The organism is Salinisphaera aquimarina, assembly GCF_042643355.1.
In the GTDB taxonomy this organism is placed as follows: domain Bacteria; phylum Pseudomonadota; class Gammaproteobacteria; order Nevskiales; family Salinisphaeraceae; genus Salinisphaera; species Salinisphaera aquimarina.
The window spans coordinates 522,030-541,960 of the sequence record NZ_JBHRSS010000003.1 but is presented as its reverse complement, the minus strand read 5'-3'; the positions used below and the strand labels follow the sequence as shown (position 1 = coordinate 541,960).

19 protein-coding genes and 1 rRNA gene are annotated in these 19,931 nt (G+C 63.6%); 18 read left to right on the top strand and 2 right to left on the bottom strand.

Annotation, left to right across the window (positions count from 1 at the left end; all coding sequences use genetic code 11):
• Positions 1-32: 32 nt before the first annotated feature.
• The 5 genes from rrf (at position 33) to ACFOSU_RS05980 (ending at position 4,312) form a co-directional block, all read left to right on the top strand.
• A 5S ribosomal RNA gene (gene rrf / locus ACFOSU_RS06000) occupies positions 33-148 on the top strand.
• A 149-nt stretch (positions 149-297) separates the two neighbouring features.
• On the top strand, positions 298-549 hold the full coding sequence (locus ACFOSU_RS05995; protein WP_380687484.1) for a hypothetical protein: 252 nt from the start codon (positions 298-300) through the stop codon (positions 547-549).
• Between the two features lie 214 nt (positions 550-763).
• On the top strand, positions 764-2,899 hold the full coding sequence (locus tag ACFOSU_RS05990) for an FUSC family protein (protein ID WP_380687482.1): 2,136 nt from the start codon (positions 764-766) through the stop codon (positions 2,897-2,899).
• Positions 2,889-3,092 carry a DUF1656 domain-containing protein gene (locus ACFOSU_RS05985; protein WP_380687480.1) on the top strand — a complete coding sequence of 68 codons (204 nt, stop codon included), beginning with the start codon at positions 2,889-2,891 and terminating at the stop codon, positions 3,090-3,092. The genes ACFOSU_RS05990 and ACFOSU_RS05985 overlap by 11 nt, the downstream gene beginning before the upstream one ends.
• A 200-nt stretch (positions 3,093-3,292) precedes the next feature.
• Complete coding sequence (locus ACFOSU_RS05980) at positions 3,293-4,312, top strand: efflux RND transporter periplasmic adaptor subunit (RefSeq protein WP_380687478.1); 1,020 nt, start codon at positions 3,293-3,295, stop codon at positions 4,310-4,312.
• Here the strand turns inward: ACFOSU_RS05980 and ACFOSU_RS05975 are convergent.
• Positions 4,309-5,577 (bottom strand): MFS transporter, encoded by a 1,269-nt coding sequence (locus tag ACFOSU_RS05975; RefSeq protein WP_380687476.1) that lies wholly within the window; start codon positions 5,575-5,577, stop codon positions 4,309-4,311. The two genes, ACFOSU_RS05980 and ACFOSU_RS05975, sit on opposite strands and share 4 nt — an antisense overlap.
• A gap of 38 nt (positions 5,578-5,615) precedes the next feature.
• Complete coding sequence (gene greB / locus ACFOSU_RS05970; RefSeq protein WP_380687473.1) at positions 5,616-6,101, bottom strand: transcription elongation factor GreB; 486 nt, start codon at positions 6,099-6,101, stop codon at positions 5,616-5,618.
• A gap of 646 nt (positions 6,102-6,747) precedes the next feature.
• Between greB and ACFOSU_RS05965 the strand changes: the two genes are divergently transcribed.
• The 13 genes from ACFOSU_RS05965 to paaG all read left to right on the top strand — a co-directional run bounded on the left by ACFOSU_RS05965 (position 6,748) and on the right by paaG (position 19,900).
• Complete coding sequence (locus ACFOSU_RS05965; RefSeq protein WP_380687471.1) at positions 6,748-7,623, top strand: branched-chain amino acid ABC transporter permease; 876 nt, start codon at positions 6,748-6,750, stop codon at positions 7,621-7,623.
• Positions 7,623-8,573, top strand: a complete 951-nt coding sequence (locus tag ACFOSU_RS05960) for a branched-chain amino acid ABC transporter permease (RefSeq protein ID WP_380687469.1) — start codon at positions 7,623-7,625, stop codon at positions 8,571-8,573. The genes ACFOSU_RS05965 and ACFOSU_RS05960 overlap by 1 nt, the downstream gene beginning before the upstream one ends.
• Positions 8,570-9,331 carry an ABC transporter ATP-binding protein gene (locus ACFOSU_RS05955; RefSeq protein WP_380687467.1) on the top strand — a complete coding sequence of 254 codons (762 nt, stop codon included), beginning with the start codon at positions 8,570-8,572 and terminating at the stop codon, positions 9,329-9,331. Before ACFOSU_RS05960 ends, ACFOSU_RS05955 begins: the two co-directional genes overlap by 4 nt.
• Positions 9,328-10,089 carry an ABC transporter ATP-binding protein gene (locus tag ACFOSU_RS05950; protein WP_380687465.1) on the top strand — a complete coding sequence of 254 codons (762 nt, stop codon included), beginning with the start codon at positions 9,328-9,330 and terminating at the stop codon, positions 10,087-10,089. Before ACFOSU_RS05955 ends, ACFOSU_RS05950 begins: the two co-directional genes overlap by 4 nt.
• Before the next feature lie 63 nt (positions 10,090-10,152).
• Complete coding sequence (locus tag ACFOSU_RS05945; RefSeq protein ID WP_380687463.1) at positions 10,153-11,319, top strand: ABC transporter substrate-binding protein; 1,167 nt, start codon at positions 10,153-10,155, stop codon at positions 11,317-11,319.
• A gap of 304 nt (positions 11,320-11,623) precedes the next feature.
• The gene (gene paaX, locus ACFOSU_RS05940; RefSeq protein ID WP_380687461.1) at positions 11,624-12,544 is read left to right on the top strand and encodes a phenylacetic acid degradation operon negative regulatory protein PaaX; all 921 of its coding nucleotides are present in this window, start codon (positions 11,624-11,626) and stop codon (positions 12,542-12,544) included.
• A 346-nt stretch (positions 12,545-12,890) separates the two neighbouring features.
• Positions 12,891-13,886 carry a 1,2-phenylacetyl-CoA epoxidase subunit PaaA gene (gene paaA / locus ACFOSU_RS05935; protein WP_380687459.1) on the top strand — a complete coding sequence of 332 codons (996 nt, stop codon included), beginning with the start codon at positions 12,891-12,893 and terminating at the stop codon, positions 13,884-13,886.
• A gap of 20 nt (positions 13,887-13,906) precedes the next feature.
• Positions 13,907-14,191 carry a 1,2-phenylacetyl-CoA epoxidase subunit PaaB gene (paaB, locus tag ACFOSU_RS05930; protein WP_353110372.1) on the top strand — a complete coding sequence of 95 codons (285 nt, stop codon included), beginning with the start codon at positions 13,907-13,909 and terminating at the stop codon, positions 14,189-14,191.
• Positions 14,192-14,208: 17 nt separating this feature from the next.
• Positions 14,209-14,961 (top strand): 1,2-phenylacetyl-CoA epoxidase subunit PaaC, encoded by a 753-nt coding sequence (gene paaC, locus ACFOSU_RS05925; RefSeq protein ID WP_380689172.1) that lies wholly within the window; start codon positions 14,209-14,211, stop codon positions 14,959-14,961.
• 23 nt (positions 14,962-14,984) lie between these two features.
• On the top strand, positions 14,985-15,512 hold the full coding sequence (gene paaD, locus ACFOSU_RS05920) for a 1,2-phenylacetyl-CoA epoxidase subunit PaaD (RefSeq protein ID WP_353110371.1): 528 nt from the start codon (positions 14,985-14,987) through the stop codon (positions 15,510-15,512).
• Positions 15,513-15,597: 85 nt separating this feature from the next.
• Complete coding sequence (gene paaE / locus ACFOSU_RS05915) at positions 15,598-16,677, top strand: 1,2-phenylacetyl-CoA epoxidase subunit PaaE (RefSeq protein ID WP_380687456.1); 1,080 nt, start codon at positions 15,598-15,600, stop codon at positions 16,675-16,677.
• Positions 16,678-16,881: 204 nt separating this feature from the next.
• The gene (gene paaZ, locus ACFOSU_RS05910) at positions 16,882-18,942 is read left to right on the top strand and encodes a phenylacetic acid degradation bifunctional protein PaaZ (RefSeq protein WP_380687454.1); all 2,061 of its coding nucleotides are present in this window, start codon (positions 16,882-16,884) and stop codon (positions 18,940-18,942) included.
• 163 nt (positions 18,943-19,105) lie between these two features.
• Positions 19,106-19,900 carry a 2-(1,2-epoxy-1,2-dihydrophenyl)acetyl-CoA isomerase PaaG gene (paaG, locus tag ACFOSU_RS05905; RefSeq protein WP_380687452.1) on the top strand — a complete coding sequence of 265 codons (795 nt, stop codon included), beginning with the start codon at positions 19,106-19,108 and terminating at the stop codon, positions 19,898-19,900.
• Positions 19,901-19,931: the final 31 nt, after the last annotated feature.

Sequence of the window (19,931 nt, the reverse complement as noted above, 5' to 3'; positions counted from 1 at the left end):
AGTGTTCGATTGCAACAAGATTGTCAGGTTTGCCTGGCGGCCATAGCGAGTGGGAACCACCCGAATCCATTCCGAACTCGGAAGTGAAACCGCTCAGCGCCGATGGTAGTGCGGGGCTTCCCCGTGCGAGAGTAGGTCACTGCCAGGCTTTTATTAGAGAAGGCCCCGTGCGAATGCACGGGGCCTTTTTTATTGCTCGCTATTCCTCGTTTGGGCGTGTGGACAAGCCGTGTCCGCAGTCGTGTCAGCGGCGTGGGCCTGTCGACAGGTGGCTGGTGTACTCTTGCCGGCATGGCAATGGCTTTCGACGATACATCGATCGATCACACCACGGTGATCTGGCGAACACGGCCGTCGAGCATTGGCTTCGACGCTTTCAGGGACAACGAGCATTCAGCGCGCACGAAGGAAGCCGCGCCTGCCTTCGCTGTACTCCAGAAACCAATCGCGGCCGGGCATCTGAAAGACGTACTGAGGCGGATCAGTGCCATGTGGATGCTGATTTCGTCGTTGCCGATGCAGCTTTTCCAACGGGCTGTTGTCCTGTGAAATATTCCTCACCGCCCAGTTGCGGCAGCATATGAATGCGGTGTCCAACGTCCTGGTACTTGCGTTTGCAGCAACGCGCTTTGCTCCCGTCGATTTGCCGGGCGCGGTCTGCTGCACGCCGTCGCGGCTTCTTCGTGGCGGGGCGCACGAATATCGCCCCAGGGCTTTGCTGCCAGTGATGTCGCCATCCGTTTCCGAGCATTAATAGTGTATAATGCACATAATGTCGCGCCTTAGCTGGCTTTTTGCACCGAGTATTAGCAACGTTTCCTTCGCGTTGCGCTGCTGCCTGTCGGTTGCCATTGCCTTGTATCTGGCGTTCTGGCTGCAACTCGACAACGCCTACTGGGCCTTCATCAACGTTGCGATCCTGATCCAGCCGCTGCCAGGCTTTCTGGTTGTGCGTGGTTTTGCGCGACTGACCGGCACGGCCGTCGCTGGTGTGGTATCCATCGTGCTCATTGCCCTGTTCGCCCAGAGTTATGTCCTGTTCAGCGCGGGGCTGATTGCCTGGGTGGGCATCTGCGTCTTTTTCGCCAGCCTGTTTCGCAACAACATGGCCTACGGTTTCGTGCTGGCAGGCTATGTCACCAGCATCATCGCGGTCCGTTCCATGCCGGACCCGACGACCGTTTTCGACGTGGCCGTCGCTCGCACCGCCGAAACCGCGCTGGCGGTCGTGGTCTCGGCCAGCGTCAGCGTGATTCTGGCCCCCAGCACCACCGCGCGGGCTTATTTTCGGGCCCGCCTGGAAGCGTTCCGGGCGGTCGGCGCGCAGTTTCTTCGCCTGGATCGCAATCCGGGCGAGGGCGGTGACCCGACCGGTGCTGGGAATACCCGGAGCACCGGTGACGAAACCCCGCATGCGGGCCTGCACGAACTGGTGGAAAAGACGCTGGCGCTGGAACAGACGCGTCAATACGCACGCTTCGACGCGCCGGGATTCGCCGAGCATGACCGGCTGGCACGGCGGGTGGACTATGAACTGCTGTCGCTGGTCAGCGCCATGGCATCGCTGCAGGTCTACCTGGCCAAGTTCGGCGACCGTATCGATCGCACCCCACTCAAGGAACTCGACCAGGCCGCGCAGCTGATGCAACGCGACCCCGGTGATACGCAGCCGATCAAGCAGGCGTTCGGGCACGCCTACAACAGCATCCTCAACGCGGCGCGCCAAGGTACAGCCGATAGGCGCAAGCGCTCGCTGGTGGACTGGGTGGTGATCAGCCGCGCGCTCGATCTAGCCAACCGGGCCCGTGCTGCGGTGATCAAGCACGGCATGCTGGTCTCCGAACGCAGCTCACGGCAGAAGGTGCGTCGTGACTCCGAGTTCAGTGTCTCTGTGGATATACGTTCCGCGCTGCGTAATACGCTCAGAGCGGCGGTGGCCATGACCTGTGGCGCGGCGATCTGGGCGACCCACGACGAACCGGCGCTCGCAGGCATGATGGTTCTGCTGTCGGTGTTCACGACCCTTTTCGCGCTCGGCGACACGCCGGTGGCGAATGCCCGGGGCTTTGCGATAGGCGCGGCCTGCGCGGCTTTTTTCGCGTTCTTCGCCGATTTCGTCTTCCTGCCGCAGGCCAATAGCTACGCGACGCTCATGATCGTGGTGATGCCGGTCGTGTTCGTCGGCGCACTGGCCATGGCTACCCCGGCACTCGCTCTCAGCGGGCGTATTTTCGTGGTGATCTTCGGGCTGCTGATTCACCCTTCCAACGTTGGCCGGACGAACTTTGTCACCTTTGCCGAGAATCTGCTCGGGGTGGCGCTGGCCATCATCCTTGCCGTCACCGCGTTTTCCTTGATCCTGCCGATCACGCCGCGACAACGCCTGCGTGAACGCCTGGCCGGCGTGTTCGGGGAACTCGCCAAGGGCTTCGCCGGAGAACGTGAACGCTTCGAGACCCGGGTCTACGATCGGCTACTGCAGCTGCCCGTCAACGCGGTCGGTAACAACGATACCCACGTCAGCGCGCGCCAGGCCGCGTTTGCGGCCGTCAACATGGGCGTGGAGGCGCGCTCGCTGCGCGTGCTGGCCACACGCGTGCAGTTTCCCGACCGCCTTGAGGCCGAGATAACCGGCGTGCTCGCCGATTTGCAGGCGTTGTTCGACGCGGGTTATCCGGCTGTTGCCGATGTCTTTGCCATGCAGGCGCGGGCCAATCGCCTGGCCCAGGACATGCTCGATCAGGCGGTGGTCATCGATCACCGGCGCCGGCGCCGCTTCGGCATTCGTGCAGCGGTAGCCGCAGAACTGCTGTCGGCGGCCCTGGCCGACTACGGGCTGGCGCGGCGCGGCGCCGAAGATCCCGGATTCCAGCTTGGCGGTATCTCGGATGTGGCTTGATCTGGTTCAGATCGGCGGCATTTATCTGCCGTCGTTTCTCGTGTTTCTGGCCTTGGCTACCGCGGTCTATCTCCCTGTGCGATGGTTTCTGGCACGTGTGCATTTCTATCGTATCTTCTGGCATCCGGCGCTGGCCGAGGCGGCTCTGTTCGCGGGCCTTCTGGCCTCGATCATTCTCTGGCTCGGGCCATGAGCGTCCGCTTGCCGATCTGTTTTTCATCGTGCGTCGGCATGCCGAACACGTACACCCTCATCTGTGTTGTGATCTCTTACATGAATGCCGAGTTTTCAAATCAATGCGCCCGAGCTGCGTCGCGATTCCACCGCAGACGGCGCGGCGCGGCGGGTTGTCGTGTCGTTACAGCGACCGCGCCGCGAGGGAAGCGCTAACACATGGCCGGATCGAGTCGAGTCTTGGGCATCGTGCTGCGGGTGGCGGCCACGTTACTGGTACTGGCCGTCGCCGGAGTGCTGGCGTGGGCGGCTTGGCAGCATTATGTCTATGCGCCCTGGACACGCGACGCGCGCGTGCAGGCCAATATCATCAATATCGCGCCGGAAGTATCGGGTACGGTAGCGGAGGTCGCGGTCGCCGACGACGGCTACGTCAAGCGCGGCGATTTGCTGTTTCGTATCGAGCCGGTGCGTTTCCAGAACGCGTTGATCGCCGCCAAGGCATCGCTCCGGCAGGCTCAGGCACAACAGAATTTCGATGCCCGCGACGCCCGCCGTCTGTCCTCGTTGCCGCGCGGGGCAGTCTCAAACGAGGACGTGCAACGTGCTCATGCGCAGGCTGAAGCGTCCGCCGCCGCCGTCGCTCAGGCCCAGGCCCGAGTCACCCAGGCCCAGCAGGATATCGAGTGGGCCACCGTGCGCTCGCCGGTCAACGGCTATGTCACCCATCTGTTGCTCAATGAAGGCGACTACGCGGCCGAGGGCAGCGAAGTGCTCACGCTCGTGGACGCCGATACCTTCCGGGTGACCGCCTACTTCGAGGAAACCAAGCTCCCGCATATTCAGATCGGCGATCGCGCCGAGATCCGCCTGATGGCGGGCAATGGCAAGTTCAGCGGCCATGTGTCCAGCATCACCCGCGGTATTGCGGTCCCCAACAACGCGCCGGGCGAACAGAACCTGGCCAGCGTCAATCCAACGTTCGAGTGGGTGCGCCTGGCCCAGCGCGTGCCGGTGACCATCCGCTTCGACCGCGATCCGCGTCAGCTGCCATTGAGCGTGGGCCTGACCGCTACCGTGCATATCCGCGACGATACCGAAACCGATGACGCCGCCGATGACGATACGCTTCCGCATGATGGCCTGGTGCCGCCGCCGGAAGACGTGGAGTCCAGCGCCGCCCAGGCACCGGCGGCACAGCGCCTGACCCGGAGCGGCAAGATCGGCACCGGCGCCTAGTCGGCCGTCTTGGCCGGCGGCGGGGACTGGGCGACGTCGCTCAGCCGATCGACGCGCCGCAGCGCCGGGAACAGCAGCATCCAGGCGCCGACCACGGCCAGCGTTCCGGCGCCGCCGATCACCACCGCGCCGACGGTGCCGAACAAGGCCGCGGTCACGCCCGATTCGAATTCGCCGAGTTCGTTGGAGGCGCCGATGAACAGCATGTTCACGGCGTTGACCCGCCCACGCATGGCGTCCGGCGTGGCCAACTGAATGAGCGTGGAGCGCACGAACACGCTGATCATGTCCGAGGCGCCCATGATCATCAGGGCGACGAACGACAGCAGGAAGCTGGTCGATACACCGAACACGATGGTCGCGGCGCCGAAAATCGCCACCGCCGCGAACATGGTCCGGCCCGCGTGCCGGGTCAGCGAATTGCGCCCCAGATAAATGCCCATCGTGAAGGCGCCCACGGCCACCGCGCTGCGCAGCAGCCCGAGCCCGGCTGGGCCGGTATGCAGAATTTCGTGGGCATAGACCGGTAGCAGCGCGGTGGCGCCGCCCAGCAGCACCGCGAACAGGTCCAGCGAGATGGCGCCGAGGATGATCGGGCGGGTGCGCACATAGACGATGCCGGCGGTGAAGCGGGCAAAGGCGTTCTGGCGCGACGTATCCGCGCGTGCGGGCAACGGCCGGCGGATCAGGCCGACGGCCAGCGCGGCACTGGCGAACAAAATGGCGCACAGTGCGTAGGCGATGGACGGGCCGAGCAGATAGACCGCGCCGCCGAGTGCAGGGCCGCCGATCACTGCCACCTGGAAGGCCGATGAATTCCAGGCGATGGCCTTGGGCAGGCGTGCTTCACCCACGATTTGCGGTAATAACGACTGCATCCCCGGCCCGGCAAACGCGCGTGCCATGCCGAACAGTACGAGCACGCCGTAGAAGCCGACCGGCGAGTCGGCGCCCGATAGTGTAAGGGCGAAGAAAAGCACGCCCGCCACGGCCTGGACCAGCCAGCTGGTCGTCAGAATCAGGCGGCGCGGGAGCCGATCGGCGGCGTCGCCGGCGGGCAGGACCAGCAGCGCCATGGGCAGGAATTGGGCCAGACCGACCCAGCCCAGGGTGAGCGGGTCGAGCGTCATCGCATACAACTGCCAGCCCACCACGACCGACTGGATCTGGGTGGCTAGGGTGGCGGTGATGCGGCCGGTCAGCAGCTGCGCGAATGCGATATCGCGCAGCACGCTGTCTGCCGCGAGAGAGGGAAGCAGGCGCATGTCCGGCTGTATGTTACACGCGCGGTGCCGGTCGCGGCTCAGGTATCGGGAGGCTGGTAATACACGGCCTCGATTTCATAGTCTTGCTCGCCGCCTGGCAAAGTGACGTGGACGCTGTCGCCCCGGCGTTTGCCGATAAGCGCGCGCGCCACCGGCGAGTTCAGGCTGATCGCACCCGAGCCGGCGTTGGTCTCGTCCGAGCCGACAATCCGATAGCGATGGCTTTCGTCTTCGTCGTCGACCACATCGATCCATGCGCCGAAAAACACCCGATCCGGATCGTCCGGGATGGTATCGACCACGGTGAGTTCATCCACGCGCCGGCTCAGATAGCGTACGCGCCGGTCGATCTCGCGTAGTTCCTTCTTGCGATAGATGTACTCGGCGTTCTCGGAACGGTCGCCTTCGGCAGCCGCGTCGGCCAGCTTGCCGACCACGAAGGGGCGCTTCTCGCGCCAGAGATAGTCGAGTTCATCGGCGAGCGCCTGCCAGCCGGCGCGGGTGATGTAGTCGCGTTGCGCCAAAGTGTCGGTAGGCCTGGGTGAAATCGATCCATCAGTCTAATGGGGGGATGCAAACTGTGCAGAGCCAGTCACTGCAGGACGGCCTTCAACGTAGGCATGATTGAAGTTTTGGCCGCGTATCGAAGAGTACGACTAAAGTGTCAGCAATTATTTAAGTCAGATGTCTGAGCGAGAAAATCATGGCGGGCCGCCGGGGGTCTTGCTTATGGTCGCTGAACCGTAGAACCGGCGTGATCTGGCGCGTAACTGCCGGTGATGGGTTCTGAAGGCGTGTGCGCCGCATGAGAAAAAACCGACGTCATTGCACGGTGTCGGCGCGCTGCGAAAGGCAGTCCGTACGACACACGACGATTGATCAATAGACATCGCCTGCTCGGCTCGTTTCTGATGGCGGCCATGGTCGACTCCGGTCGGTGTGGACGCCGGGGGGCACTGCTGGCGGACGACACGCCAGTCGTTCAAAAATAAAAGCATGCCGACACGTGCGCAGGCGGTGGCGGCGGTGAGGAGAGAACAGGTGGGTTCGATCGATATATTGGGCGCTCGATGATGCGTGCCTTTAGCGTTTTGTCGCCCGTGGCTGCAGGTCAGCGACGTGCCGCGATCTTGGCTGGCGCCACAAGCGATGGCTCGGTGGGGGCTCGGCATGTTCGCTGAGTTCATGCAGTACCTGTTTTCGGGCCTGACGTCGGGTTCGACCTATGCGCTGGTCGCGCTGGGCTTCACGATCATCTACAACGCCAGCCACATCATCAATTTCGCCCAGGGCGAGTTTCTGATGATCGGCAGCATGGGCGCGGTCATGCTGATGCAGTACGGCCTGCCCATGCCGCTGGCCATCGTCTGCGCGATTGCGCTCGCCGTGGTCGCCGGCGTGCTGCTCGAAAAGCTGGCGCTGGAGCAGGCCAAGACGACCGACATCGTGCCGCTGATCATCATCACGATCGGGGCTTCGTTGTTTCTGCGCGGCGCGGCCCAGTATCTGTGGGGCAAGTCGATCCACGCACTGCCGGCCTTCACCGGCAATACGCCAATTACGCTGTGGGGGGCGACGATCCTGCCCCAGAGTCTGTGGGTGCTGGGCGTGGGTGCGGTGGTGGTGTGCCTGCTGGCCTGGTTCTTCAAGCGCACGCTGATCGGCAAGGCCATGCTCGCGGTGTCGCATAACCCGAATGCGGCGCGCCTGGTGGGCATCAATCCGAAGTTCGTTCTCATGCTCTCGTTCGCGCTCGCCGCGGGCCTGGGCGCGGTGGCCGGCGTGGTGGCCGCACCGATCACGCTCACCGCCTACAACGTCGGCGTCATGCTCGGCCTCAAGGGCTTCGTCGCTGCGGTGCTGGGCGGGCTGGGCAGTCCGCTGGGCGCGGTGGTCGGCGGTCTGCTGCTCGGGCTCATGGAGGCCTTCACCGCGGGCTATGTGTCCTCGGAATACAAGGACGCGGTGCCGTTCGTGATCGTCCTGCTGGTGCTGTTTCTGCTGCCCAGCGGTCTGTTCGGCGCGCGCGCCTCGGAGCGTGTGTAATGAACCGGCTCGGCAATATCCTCACGCCGCGCCTGGGCCTGGCCGTGCTCGCACTGGTGCTCGCCGCGGCCCCGTTCGGCTTTGCCAATCCCTATCAATACGACGTTGCCATTCATGTGCTGATCAATGCGCTGGTGGCGGTCGGGCTGAACCTGTTGATCGGCTATGCCGGCCAGATCAGCCTCGGGCATGCGGGGTTTTTCGGCCTCGGTGCCTATGTCACCGCCATCCTGAGTGCCAACTACGGCTGGCCCGTGCTGCTGTCGATACCGGCGGCACTGGTCGTGGTTGGTGTTCTCGCGTTCCTGGTCGCCCGCCCGATCCTGCGGCTGTCCGGTCATTATCTGGCCATGGCCACGCTCGGGCTCGGCATTCTCATTTCCATCATTCTGCGTACCGAGGCCGGTATCACCGGCGGACCGGACGGCATGGTCGCGCCGCCGCTGTCGATTGCGGGCATGAACCTGTACAGCGAGGTGTACTGGTACGCGCTCGTGGCAGTGCTGCTGGTGCTCACCGTATGGCTGGCTCTCAACCTCATCGACTCGCCGGTCGGGCGGGCGCTGCGCGCGGTACACGGGTCCGAGGTCGCCGCCCAGGTCGTGGGCGTGCATACGATCAGCTACAAGGTGCTGATATTCGTCGTCTCGGCGGTGCTCGCCGGGCTCGGCGGCACGCTCACCGCGCATTATTCGGGATTCGTGACGCCGGATCTGGCCAACTTCATCTACTCGATCGAGTTCGTGACCATGGTCGTACTCGGCGGCATGGCTTCGACCTTCGGCGCGGTCATCGGCGCCGTGATCCTGACTCTGCTGCCGCAGTTTCTGACCGGCTTCGACGATATGGAGATGATGATCTTCGGCCTGATCCTGATGGTGGTGATCATCTTCATGCCGCGCGGCCTGATTCCAGCGCTCACTCGTGTACTGCCGGGCGTGCGGCGATGAATGCGATTCTGGAAGCGGTCGATCTGACCAAGACGTTTGGCGGCGTGGATGCCGTGTCGCAGCTGTCGTTTGCCATCGAGCCGGGCCATGTTCACTCGATCATCGGGCCCAACGGCGCCGGCAAGACGACGCTGATCAATCTGCTCACCGGTATCTACACGCCCACCGCGGGCCGGATTCTGGTGGAGGACAGCGACACGCGCGGCCTGGCGCCTTACGAACTCGCCCGCAAGGGGCTGGGGCGCACGTTCCAGAATCTGCAGATCTGCATGAACATGTCGGCGATCGAGAACGTGATGGTCGGCCGCCATCTGCGCCTGAATCGACGTTTTCTGTCGGCACTGCTGCATCTCAAGTCGGTGCGCGCCGGCGATCGCGACTGCCGCGACAAGGCCGCCGAGCTGATGCGCTTTGTCGGGCTCGAACGCGAAATAGACCGGCAACCGGGCGAATTGTCCTACGGCGCACTCAAGCGCCTGGAAATCGCCCGTGCGCTGGCCGCCGAGCCGCGGCTGCTGTTTCTCGACGAACCGGCGGCAGGTCTGAACGCCAACGAGACCCGCGATGTGGGCGCGCTGATTCGCGAAGTCGCCGCGCGCGGGGTGACCGTGGTGCTGGTCGAGCACGACATGAAGCTGGTCATGGAGGTCTCCGATACCGTGCTGGTACTCAACTACGGGCGCCGGCTGGCGCAGGGTACGCCCAGGGCCATACAGAACGACCCCGATGTCGTATCCGCTTATCTGGGGGGCGCATGAACGCGATCCATGCCACCGACGCCGGACCGCTCCTGAGCGTGCGCGGCCTGCACTCGCATTATGGCGCCGTGTCCGCGCTTCGCGATGTCGATATCGAGGTGCGCGCCGGTGAACTGGTCGCACTCGTGGGCGCCAACGGGGCCGGCAAGACCACGCTGCTGAACACGCTCTCCGGCGTGCAGCCGGCCAGCGCCGGCAGCATTCATTTCGACGGCGTGGACATCAGCCGCCTCAAGGCCCAGAAACGCGTTGCCAGCGGTATTGCCCAGGTGCCGGAAGGCCGCCAGATCTTCGGGCCCATGTCGGTGGCCGACAACCTCGCCCTCGGTGCCTATACGCGCGGCACGGGCGCGGCGGTCGACAAGGATATCGCCTGGGTCTATGAGCTGTTTCCGATGCTCGCCGAAAAACGCCGTCAGGTGGCCGGCATGCTCTCCGGTGGTCAGCAGCAGATGCTGGCGATCGGGCGCGCGCTCATGGCCCGGCCGCGCCTGCTGCTGCTCGACGAGCCCAGCATGGGCCTGGCGCCACTGCTGATCGCGGAGATCTTCGAGATCATCCGCAAGCTCAACGCCGACGGCATCACGATTCTTCTGGTCGAGCAGAACGCCTCCGCCGCGCTGGCGATCGCCGATCACGGCTTCGTGCTGGAAACTGGCGAAATCAAGCTTACCGGTACCGGCAAGACACTCATCGATCATCCGGACGTCAAGCGTGCTTATCTGGGCATGGCGGACGACGCGGCGGACACGCCCTGAATACGAGAACGAGGCCGGCCCTGGCCGGCAGGATAAAAAGGTGGGACAAATGAAGGAGATGTCATGAAGACAAGAACTCTACTCACAGCGGCGCTGCTGCTGTCGATTTCAGCGCTGGGCAGTACGGCGTTCGCCGCGGGCGACGGCGACAAGGAACCGATCAAGATCGGCACCTTCCTGTCCGTGACCGGGCCGGCGTCGTTCCTGGGTGACCCCGAGCTCAAGACGCTCGAGCATTGGGTCGATCTGATCAACGAGGACGGCGGCGTGCTCGGGCGCCCGCTCGAACTCGTGCATTACGACACCTCGGGCAATGCCGGCAAGGCACGGACCTTCGTCAAACGCCTGATCAGCTCCGATCAGGTCGATGTCATCGTCGGCGGCAGCACCACCGGCACGACCATGGCCGCGGTGCCGTTGGTCGAGCGCTCGCAGGTGGCCCTGATTTCGCTGGCCGGCGGTATTCCGATCATCGACCCGGTCAAGAAATGGGTGTTCAAGACGCCACATACCGACCTCATGGCAGCGCGCAAGATCCTCAAGGACATGAAAAGCCGTGGGTTTACGAAAATCGGTTTGATCTCCGGCTCGGGCGGCTTCGGCCAGTCGGGCCGCACGCAGACGCTCAAGGCGGCGCCCGAGTTCGGCATCGATATCGTTGCCGACGAGACCTACAACAACAGCGACACGGACATGACCGCGCAGCTGACCAATATCGCCAACAAGCAGGGCATCGACGCGGTGCTCAACTTCGGCTTCGGTCAGGGCCCGGCGATCGTCACCCGCAACTACAAGCAGCTAGGCCTCGATCTGCCGTTCTATGAATCGCACGGCGTGGCTTCAAAGAAATACATCGAACTGGCCGACGACGCGGCCGAGGGCGTACGCCTGCCGGCGGGCGCGATCCTGGTCGCCGAACAACTGCCCGACGATGACCCCCAGAAATCGGTGGCGCTGGCCTACGAGAAGGAATACGAAAAGACCTTCAACGAGCCCATCTCGCAGTTCGGTGGGCATGCCTATGATGGCCTGATGATCGCGGTCAACGCCATCAAGAAAGCCGGCTCGACCGATCACGCCGCCGTGCGCGATGCGATCGAAAGCACCACCGGCTTCGTGGGCGTGGGCGGTGTTTTCAACATGAGCGCCGACGATCACCTGGGGCTCGATCTGTCGGCCTTCCGCATGCTCGAGATCCACGACGGCGGCTGGACGCTGATCGAAAAATAGACCTGCATGAAGGATGCAGCCCGCAGGCTCCGGTCTGCGGGCTTTTTTTATGATCTGTCGCGGCTCGAATCAAACTATCCCGCGCAGCAGCGCGAAATCTCAGCCAGAAACGACGCAAAAGCGCGACTGCTCTTGTAGCGACTGAGTTACCCCGAAAGAGCCACCCCCAAGGCGTGCTGAGCGTGCGCCATAATCGAGAATCACGATCGTTCCCGCGGTTGTCGAGACTGCGCGCAGGCTTGACGCCGGCAATCGCGCGCCGTAGAAGCACTGACTTGCGTGATTGTTTGTGTGGAGAACAGGGTTGGCCGGATCGAGACCGATAGAACGCCTGATCGACGAGTTTCGTAACGGCCGCACGCTCAGGGCGACATCGCTGATCATCTCGGTGTATGGCGATGCCATCGCGCCGCGTGGCGGCACGGTCTGGCTGGGTAGCCTCATCCGATTGCTGGCGCCGCTCGGGCTCAACGAGCGACTGGTGCGCACGTCCGTGTATCGCTTGTCGAAAGAAGGCTGGCTGAGTTCGACCCAGATCGGCCGGCGCAGCTATTACAGCCTCACACGCACCGGCTGGCGCAGCTTCGAGCGCGCTTACGAGCGCGTCTACAGCGAGCCGCGCGAGTCGTGGGACGGGCAGTGGACGCTGGTGCTTACCGCGGGCGTGCCGCAGCGCAAACGCGAGGTTCTGCGCAAGGAACTGGCGACGCTGGGCTTCGGCGCGTTCTCGACAGATGTGCTGGCGCATCCGCTGCCGCCGACGGCGGCACTGACGTCGCTGCTGCAGGATCTCGACGTACAGCGTCGCATCGTGTTGATGCGCGCGCGCAACGACGGTCTGCCCACGTCCGCGCCCTTGAACCATCTGGTCCGTGATTGCTGGAATCTGGAAGCACTCGGGGTGCAGTACGCCGAGTTTCTCGATCGTTTTCGCCCGGTCTGGCGCGCGATGGAGTCGGCGGCAACGCTGGATCCACAGGCCTGTTTTCTGCTGCGGACGCTGCTCATTCACGAGATACGGCGCCTGCTGCTACGCGATCCGCAGCTGCCCCACGATGTGTTGCCCGATAACTGGCACGGCGCGGCCGCGCGCCTGCTGTGCCGCAATCTCTATCGCGCCACCTACCGTCAGGCCGAGACCTATCTCGGCGACGTGCTGGAAACCGCCGAAGGCCCGCTCCCCGAGCCGGCGGCCTATTTCTATGAGCGTTTCGGCGGTCTCTAGAAATACTACGACTTTAGTCGCATACCGATACATTGTGCGCAAGACATCGCGAGGTCTGTATCGCGATCCGAGCGACGCCGTTCGTCAGGCACCGCCTTGGTCGGCACGCAAGCGCCGGTTTTCCCGTCTCTTTTCGGCTGCGCCGACCATCAATCGATTGTTGTGCGGTGCCGCACCGGCTATTCGCCCGAGGTCTGTTCGCCCGCGTACGCCTGTCGTCACCTGCAAATATAAATTGATACAAAAATAAAAATGTCGTACCTTGTTTTGTATCACGACGCGATCTGCGACAAGGGGCCGACACCGCGTCGGCAACAGATCGCCCGTCAAGGCAGGAGTGCGAACCATGTATGCACAGAACGTAGACACCGGCGCCAAGCGCGTACGCAGCACCGATGAAATGGCGCCGGACGAGGCGGCCTTTCAGGCGCGTATCGATGAAGGCATCAAGATCGAGCCCAAGGACGAGATGCCGGACGCCTATCGCAAGACGCTGGTTCGCCAGATCTCGCAGCATGCGCATTCCGAGATCGTCGGCCAGCTGCCGGAAGGCAACTGGCTCACGCGTGCGCCCACGCTCGAGCGCAAGCTGATCCTGCTGGCCAAGGTGCAGGACGAAGCCGGCCATGGCCTGTATCTGTACAGCGCGGCCGAAACGCTGGGCGCCTCGCGTGACGACATGCAGGCCGACCTGCTCTCCGGCAAGGCCAAGTATTCGTCGATCTTCAACTACCCGACGCTGACCTGGGCCGATATCGGCGCCATCGGCTGGCTGGTGGACGGCGCGGCGATCATCAACCAGATCCCGATCTGTCGTTGTTCCTACGGCCCCTATGCCCGCGCGATGGTGCGCGTGTGCAAGGAAGAGAGTTTCCACCAGCGCCAGGGCTTCGACATCCTGCACAAGCTCTGCACCGGCACGCAGGAACAAAAAGATATGGCGCAGGACGCGCTCAACCGCTGGTGGTGGCCGTCCGTGATGATGCACGGCCCGCGCGACGCCGATTCGGTGAACACCGCTCAGTCCATGCAGTGGAAGATCAAGCTGTTCACCAACGACGAACTGCGTCAGAAGTACATCGACCAGACCGTGCCGCAGGCCGATTTCCTGGGCCTGACCATCCCCGATCCCGATCTGAAGTGGAACGAGGAAACCGGCCACTACGATTTCGGCGAGCCGGATTGGGACGAGTTCTGGAACGTGCTTAAGGGCTATGGCCCCTGCAATCAGGAACGTCTGCAGGCGCGTATCGACGCCCACGAGGGTGGCGCCTGGGTACGCGAAGCCGCGGCCGCCCACGCCGAGAAACGGCCCCGTCGCCGCGAAGCCGCAGCGGCCTGAGCCCACAGGAGAATATCGACATGAAAAACAACTGGCCCCTGTGGGAAATCTTCATTCGCAGCCAGCACGGCCTGTCGCACAAGCATGTCGGCAGCCTGCACGCGCCGGATGCCGAGATGGCGATCAAGAACGCCCGCGACGTGTACACGCGCCGCAACGAGGGCGTGAGCATCTGGGTGCTGCCGGCAGAGCAGATCACGGCCAGCAGCCCCGGCGATCGCGAGCCGCTCTACGAGCCGGCGCGCAGCAAGGTCTATCGCCATCCGACTTTCTTCCCGATGCCCGACGGCGTCGAGCACATCTGAGCGGGGCGGCCATGACTCTGGAAGAAGCACGCTACGAATACCTGCTGCAGCTCGGCGACAGCGATCTGATCCTGGGCCAGCGGCTGGCCGCGCTCTGCGGCCACGGCCCGGCGCTGGAAGAGGACATCGCCATGAGCAACGTGGCGCTGGACCTGATCGGCCAGGCCCGGTTCTGGCTGTCTTACGCGGCCGAGATCAAGGGCGGCGACGCCGACGAGGACACACTCGCGTTCCTGCGCGACGCGCCGGCCTATCGCAACGTGCTGCTCGTCGAGCAGCCCAACGGGGACTACGGCCACACCATCGTGCGCCAGTGTTTCTACGACGTCTGGCATTTCTTCGTGCTTCAGGCTTTGATGCAGTCCACCGATACGCGTATTGCCGATATCGCCGCCAAGTCGATCAAGGAAGTGCAGTACCACGTCGAACGCAGTGGCGACTGGGTCGTGCGTCTGGGTGATGGCACCGAGGAAAGCCATCGCCGTACCCAGGCCGCGGTGGACAAGCTCTGGCGCTATACCGGCGAGCTGTTCCGCAGCTCCGAAGCCGAGCAGGCGCTGGTCGAGGCCGGCATCGCGGTCGATGTCGCCACGCTCTACGAACCGTGGCGCGCGCACATGCAGGCGCTGTTCGAAGAAGCCACGCTGGAGCTGCCGGGCGATCAGCCCATGCAGTGCGGCGGCAAGCACGGCGAGCACACCGAGCATCTGGGTTATGTGCTGGCCGAAATGCAGCATCTGCAGCGCAGCTATCCCGGCGCGCGCTGGTAGCCGCGAGGCACGGAGGCTTAGCCATGACCGTCAGCGAACAAACCCGTTTCGATATCAATGATGTCTGGCAGTGGCTCGATGCCGTGCCGGACCCGGAAATCCCGGTGGTGTCGGTGATCGACCTCGGCATCGTGCGCGATGTTCGGTTCGAGGACGAACAGCTCGTGGTCACGATCACGCCGACCTATTCCGGCTGCCCGGCCATGCAGGTGATCGAGGACAACATTCTAGAAGCCCTGCGTGAAAACGGCGTCGATGACGCACGACTCGACGTGCAGCTGTCGCCGGCCTGGACCACGGACTGGATGAGCGAGCGCGGCAAGGAAAACCTTCGCGGCTACGGCATCGCGCCGCCGGGCGAGAGCGCCGGCACCCAGGTGATCGACATCAGTCGCATCACCCGCAGCGGCCGCAACGTGTTGCCGCAGACCTGTCCGCACTGTGGCTCGAAGCACACCGAGCGGGTCAGCGAGTTCGGCTCCACGCCCTGCAAGGCGCTGCATCGCTGTCTCGACTGTGCCGAGCCGTTCGACTACTTCAAGCCTTTCTAGCCAAGTCTTTCCAGGCGAAGCCTCTCAGGTAAACCGTTTTCAACCAGGTCGTCACTGGCCTGCAAGCGTCTTCAGGTAGCACGCCATGCCCCAGTTCCATTCATTGCCCGTCAGCGCCGTCGAAAAACAGAACCGTGATGCGGTGGTGATCTCCTTCGACGTGCCGGGCGAACTGCGCGACACCTTTGCCTATACCCAGGGCCAGTACCTGACCCTGCGCACCGAGATCGACGGCGAGGAGGTGCGGCGTTCCTATTCCGTGTGTTCGGCGGTACAGGACGAGCAGCTGCGGGTCGCGGTCAAGCGCGTGCAGGGCGGTCTGTTCTCCAACTGGGTCAACGACAATCTGGCGGCCGGCGAGGCGATCGAAGTCATGCCGCCGGCGGGGCGCTTCAATCTGGCGCTCTCCGAAGATCACGAGAAGCACTATGTCGCCTTCGGCGCCGGCAGCGGGATCACGCCGCTGCTGTCGATCATCAAGACCACACTCATGGCCGAGCCCAACAGTCGCTTCACGCTGTTCTATGGCAACCGCGCCTCCGGCAGCACGCTGTTCCGCCAGGAATTGTCGGATATCAAGGACCGCTATCTCGGCCGCTTCAATCTGGTCTACATCATGAGCCGCGAACAGCTCGATATCGAACTGTTCAACGGCCGGATCGACCGCGCCAAGGTCGAACAGCTGCTGACGCACTGGATCGACCCGTCGGATATCGACGCCGCCTTCATATGCGGGCCACTCGACATGATGGAAGCCACCCGTGACGTGCTCATGGAACGCGGCGTGGCCAAGGACACGATCAAGATGGAGGTCTTTGCCGCGACCAAGTCCGCGGCCCAGGCCCGTGCCAACGCGCCGGTCGTCACCGATGCCACCGATCGCGCGAGCGTGAAGGTCGTCATCGACGGGCGCACCCACGAATACGATCTCGCCCGCGGCCAGGAAAACCTGCTCGATGCGGCCCTCGAGCAGTCGATCGAGCTGCCGTACTCCTGCAAGTCCGGCGTGTGCTCGACCTGCCGATGCAAGCTGGTCGAAGGCGAGGTCGAGATGGATACCAACTTCGCGCTCGAGGATTACGAGGTCGAACGCGGCTTCATTCTCAGCTGCCAGAGCTTTCCGGTGACCGACAACGTGGTGATCGATTTCGACGCCGAAACCTGAAAGAGGTCTACAGAACTACTGTGCTTGTCATTTCGAACCCGTCCCGTGCTCAAAATGCTCACGTATTGCTTATACGTTGCGCTTTTTCCGCTCCCGGCGTGTCCGAACTGACCGCGCTCGCAACGTTCTGTAAACCTCTTTAAGAGCACAACACAAGATTCCGGCGGCGCTGCGAGCCGCCCATACGATTCGAGGAGCACAGCCATGCAATCCAGCAGCTACGTCCAGGGCCAGTGGATCACCGGCGAAGGTGGCAAGACCGTGTTGAACGCCGTGACCGGCGAACCGGTCGGCCGCGTCTCCAGCGACGGTATCGATTTCGCCGGCATGCTCGACTATGCACGCACCGAAGTCGGCCCCAAGCTGCGGGCGCTGACCTTCCACCAGCGCGCGCTGCAGCTCAAGGCGCTGGCGCAGACGCTGATGGCCGACAAGGAGCGTTTCTACAAGCTTTCGACCGCTACCGGCGCGACCCGTACCGACTCCTGGGTGGATATCGACGGCGGCATCGGCACGCTGTTCACGTATGCCAGCAAGGGTCGTCGTGAACTGCCGAATGCCACCTTTGCCATCGACGGTAACCCGGAGCCGATGTCGCGCCACGGTAGCTTCATCGGCCAGCATATCTGCACCTCGCTGGAAGGCGTGGCCGTGCATATCAACGCCTTCAACTTTCCGGTTTGGGGCATGCTTGAGAAGTTTGCGGCCAACTATCTCGCCGGCCTGCCGGCGATCGTGAAGCCGGCGACCCAGACCGCCTTTGTCACCGAAGACATGGTGCGTGCGATCGTCGATTCGGGGCTGATTGAGGAGGGCGCGCTGCAGCTGATCAGCGGCGGCGTGGGCGATCTGCTCGATCATGTCACCTGCCAGGACGTGGTCACGTTTACCGGTTCGGCCTCGACCGGGCGCAAGCTCAAGCAGCATCCGGCGATCGTCGAAAACGCCACGCGCTTCTCCATGGAAGCCGACTCGCTCAACTTCCTGGCCCTCGGTCCCGATGCCGGCCCGGAAACGCCCGAATTCAAGCTTGCCGTGAAAGAGACCATGCGCGAGATGACGGTCAAGGCCGGGCAGAAATGTACCGCGATCCGACGCGTGCTCGTGCCGCGGGCCAATCTGCAGGCCTTCACCGACGCACTGGCCGAGAAACTGGCCAAGGTCGTGATCGGCAACCCCGAGGCCGAAGGCGTGACCATGGGTGCGCTCGCCAGTCGCGATCAGGTCGAGGAAGTGCGCGCGCGCATTGCCGACCTGCAGCAGGGTGCGAAGATCGTCTATGGCGATCCGGCGAACTGCGATGTCGTCGATGCCGATGCCGACAAGGGTGCTTTTGTCGGCCCGGTCGTGCTGTCGGCCGATGCGCCGCTAGAACACGCAGATATCCATGCCATCGAAGCCTTCGGCCCGGTAGTCACGGTAATGGCTTATGACAGCGTCGAAGAGGCCATCGAACTGGCACGCCTGGGCGGCGGCAGTCTGGTCGGCTCGGTGGTCACCCACGACAGCCATTTCGCCCGCGCGATGACGCTTGGCTGTGCGCCGTATCACGGCCGCCTGCTGGTACTGAATCGCGACTGCGCCAAGGAATCCACCGGCCACGGTTCGCCCATGCCGATGCTCGTGCACGGCGGCCCGGGACGTGCCGGTGGTGGCGAGGAACTGGGTGGCATGCGCTCGGTGTTCCACTACATGCAGCGCTCGGCCCTGCAGGGTTCGCCGGACATGCTCGCCGATGTGCTCTCGCACTGGCTGCCCGGCGGTACCCGTAACGAGACCGATCGCCACCCGTTCCAGAAGCATTTCGACGAGCTCGAGATCGGCGACGCGATTCTCACCGATGCGCGCGAGATTACGCTCGAGGACATCGAGCATTTCGCCCATTTCACCGGCGACACCTTCTACGCGCATATGGACGAGGAGGCCGCCAAGGCGAACCCGTTCTTCGACGGTCGTGTGGCCCACGGCTACTACATCGTGTCGCTGGCGGCCGGCCTGTTCGTCGAGCCCAATCCGGGCCCGGTATTGGCCAACTACGGCGTCGACAACCTGCGCTTCATGACCCCGGCCTATCCGGGCGACGCCCTCAAGGTCGCGCTGACCTGCAAGCAGAAGACCAAACGCGAGAACACCGAATACGGCGAAGTGCGCTGGGACGCCACGGTGACCAATCAGGAAGACGAGGTCGTGGCCCAGTACGACGTGCTGACCATGGTGGCGACCACGGACTGGACGCCGGAGGCCGAAGAAACGGCCGCGGCCTGAGAGGATGTTTACAAATCTACTGCGCTTGCCATTTCGGTCCCGTCCCGTGCTCGAAATGCTCACGTATTGCTCATACGCTGCGCTTTCTGCGCTCGGCTCGTGACCGAACTGGCTGCGCTCGCTACGTTTTGTAAACACCCTCTAAAGAGAGAGGAAATTTCGAATGGCAGATGATTCCATTGTCCTGAGCATCGAAGCTGGCATCGCCCGCATCACGCTCAATCGGCCGAACAAGCTCAACAGCTTCAACGCGGCCATGCACGAGGCACTGGCCGAAGCGCTCGACACGGTCGAGGCGGATGAGTCCGTGCGCGTGCTGCTGCTCACCGGCGCCGGCAAGGGCTTCTGTGCCGGTCAGGATCTGGGCGAGGCGGGCGTGGCCCCCGGTGGTGACACACCGCCGGATCTGGGCGGCGCGGTCGAACGCTACTACGCGCCGCTGGTGCGACGTCTGCGCGCGCTGGCGATGCCGGTGGTCTGTGCGGTCAACGGCACCGCCGCAGGCGCCGGCGCCAATCTGGCCCTGGCCTGTGACCTGGTGCTCGCCAAACGCTCGGCGAAGTTCATCGAAGCATTCTCGAAGATCGGCCTGATTCCGGATACCGGCGGCACGTATTTTCTGGCCCGCCGGGTCGGCATGGCACGGGCGATGGGTATGGCCATGCTCGCGGAACCGGTCGATGCCGAAACCGCGGAACGCTGGGGTCTGATCTGGCGCTGCGTGGACGACGACGCCTTCGAGGCCGAGGTCGACACGCTCGTCACACAGCTGGCGGCCGCGCCCACGCTTGGCCTGGCGCGCACCAAGCAACTGCTCTATGCCGGCGCCAACAGCTCGCTCGACGACGCACTCGACGCCGAACGCGATGCCATGACCGAACTCGGCCAGAGCCAGGATTACGACGAAGGGGTGACGGCTTTCAGCGAAAAACGCGCACCGCGATTCATCGGCCGCTGAGCCGGTCGTCGACTAAGAAAGTTGAGAGGAG

Bases quoted from the DNA above. Each gene is read 5' to 3' on its own strand.
- ACFOSU_RS05995 (WP_380687484.1), top strand. From the start codon at position 298: ATGGCTTTCGACGATACATCGATCGATCACACCACGGTGATCTGGCGA.
- ACFOSU_RS05990 (WP_380687482.1), top strand. From the start codon at position 764: ATGCACATAATGTCGCGCCTTAGCTGGCTTTTTGCACCGAGTATTAGC.
- ACFOSU_RS05985 (WP_380687480.1), top strand. From the start codon at position 2,889: ATGTGGCTTGATCTGGTTCAGATCGGCGGCATTTATCTGCCGTCGTTT.
- ACFOSU_RS05980 (WP_380687478.1), top strand. From the start codon at position 3,293: ATGGCCGGATCGAGTCGAGTCTTGGGCATCGTGCTGCGGGTGGCGGCC.
- ACFOSU_RS05975 (WP_380687476.1), bottom strand. From the start codon at position 5,577: ATGCGCCTGCTTCCCTCTCTCGCGGCAGACAGCGTGCTGCGCGATATC.
- ACFOSU_RS05965 (WP_380687471.1), top strand. From the start codon at position 6,748: ATGTTCGCTGAGTTCATGCAGTACCTGTTTTCGGGCCTGACGTCGGGT.
- ACFOSU_RS05960 (WP_380687469.1), top strand. From the start codon at position 7,623: ATGAACCGGCTCGGCAATATCCTCACGCCGCGCCTGGGCCTGGCCGTG.
- ACFOSU_RS05955 (WP_380687467.1), top strand. From the start codon at position 8,570: ATGAATGCGATTCTGGAAGCGGTCGATCTGACCAAGACGTTTGGCGGC.
- ACFOSU_RS05950 (WP_380687465.1), top strand. From the start codon at position 9,328: ATGAACGCGATCCATGCCACCGACGCCGGACCGCTCCTGAGCGTGCGC.
- ACFOSU_RS05945 (WP_380687463.1), top strand. From the start codon at position 10,153: ATGAAGACAAGAACTCTACTCACAGCGGCGCTGCTGCTGTCGATTTCA.
- paaA (WP_380687459.1), top strand. From the start codon at position 12,891: ATGTATGCACAGAACGTAGACACCGGCGCCAAGCGCGTACGCAGCACC.
- paaB (WP_353110372.1), top strand. From the start codon at position 13,907: ATGAAAAACAACTGGCCCCTGTGGGAAATCTTCATTCGCAGCCAGCAC.
- paaD (WP_353110371.1), top strand. From the start codon at position 14,985: ATGACCGTCAGCGAACAAACCCGTTTCGATATCAATGATGTCTGGCAG.
- paaE (WP_380687456.1), top strand. From the start codon at position 15,598: ATGCCCCAGTTCCATTCATTGCCCGTCAGCGCCGTCGAAAAACAGAAC.
- paaZ (WP_380687454.1), top strand. From the start codon at position 16,882: ATGCAATCCAGCAGCTACGTCCAGGGCCAGTGGATCACCGGCGAAGGT.
- paaG (WP_380687452.1), top strand. From the start codon at position 19,106: ATGGCAGATGATTCCATTGTCCTGAGCATCGAAGCTGGCATCGCCCGC.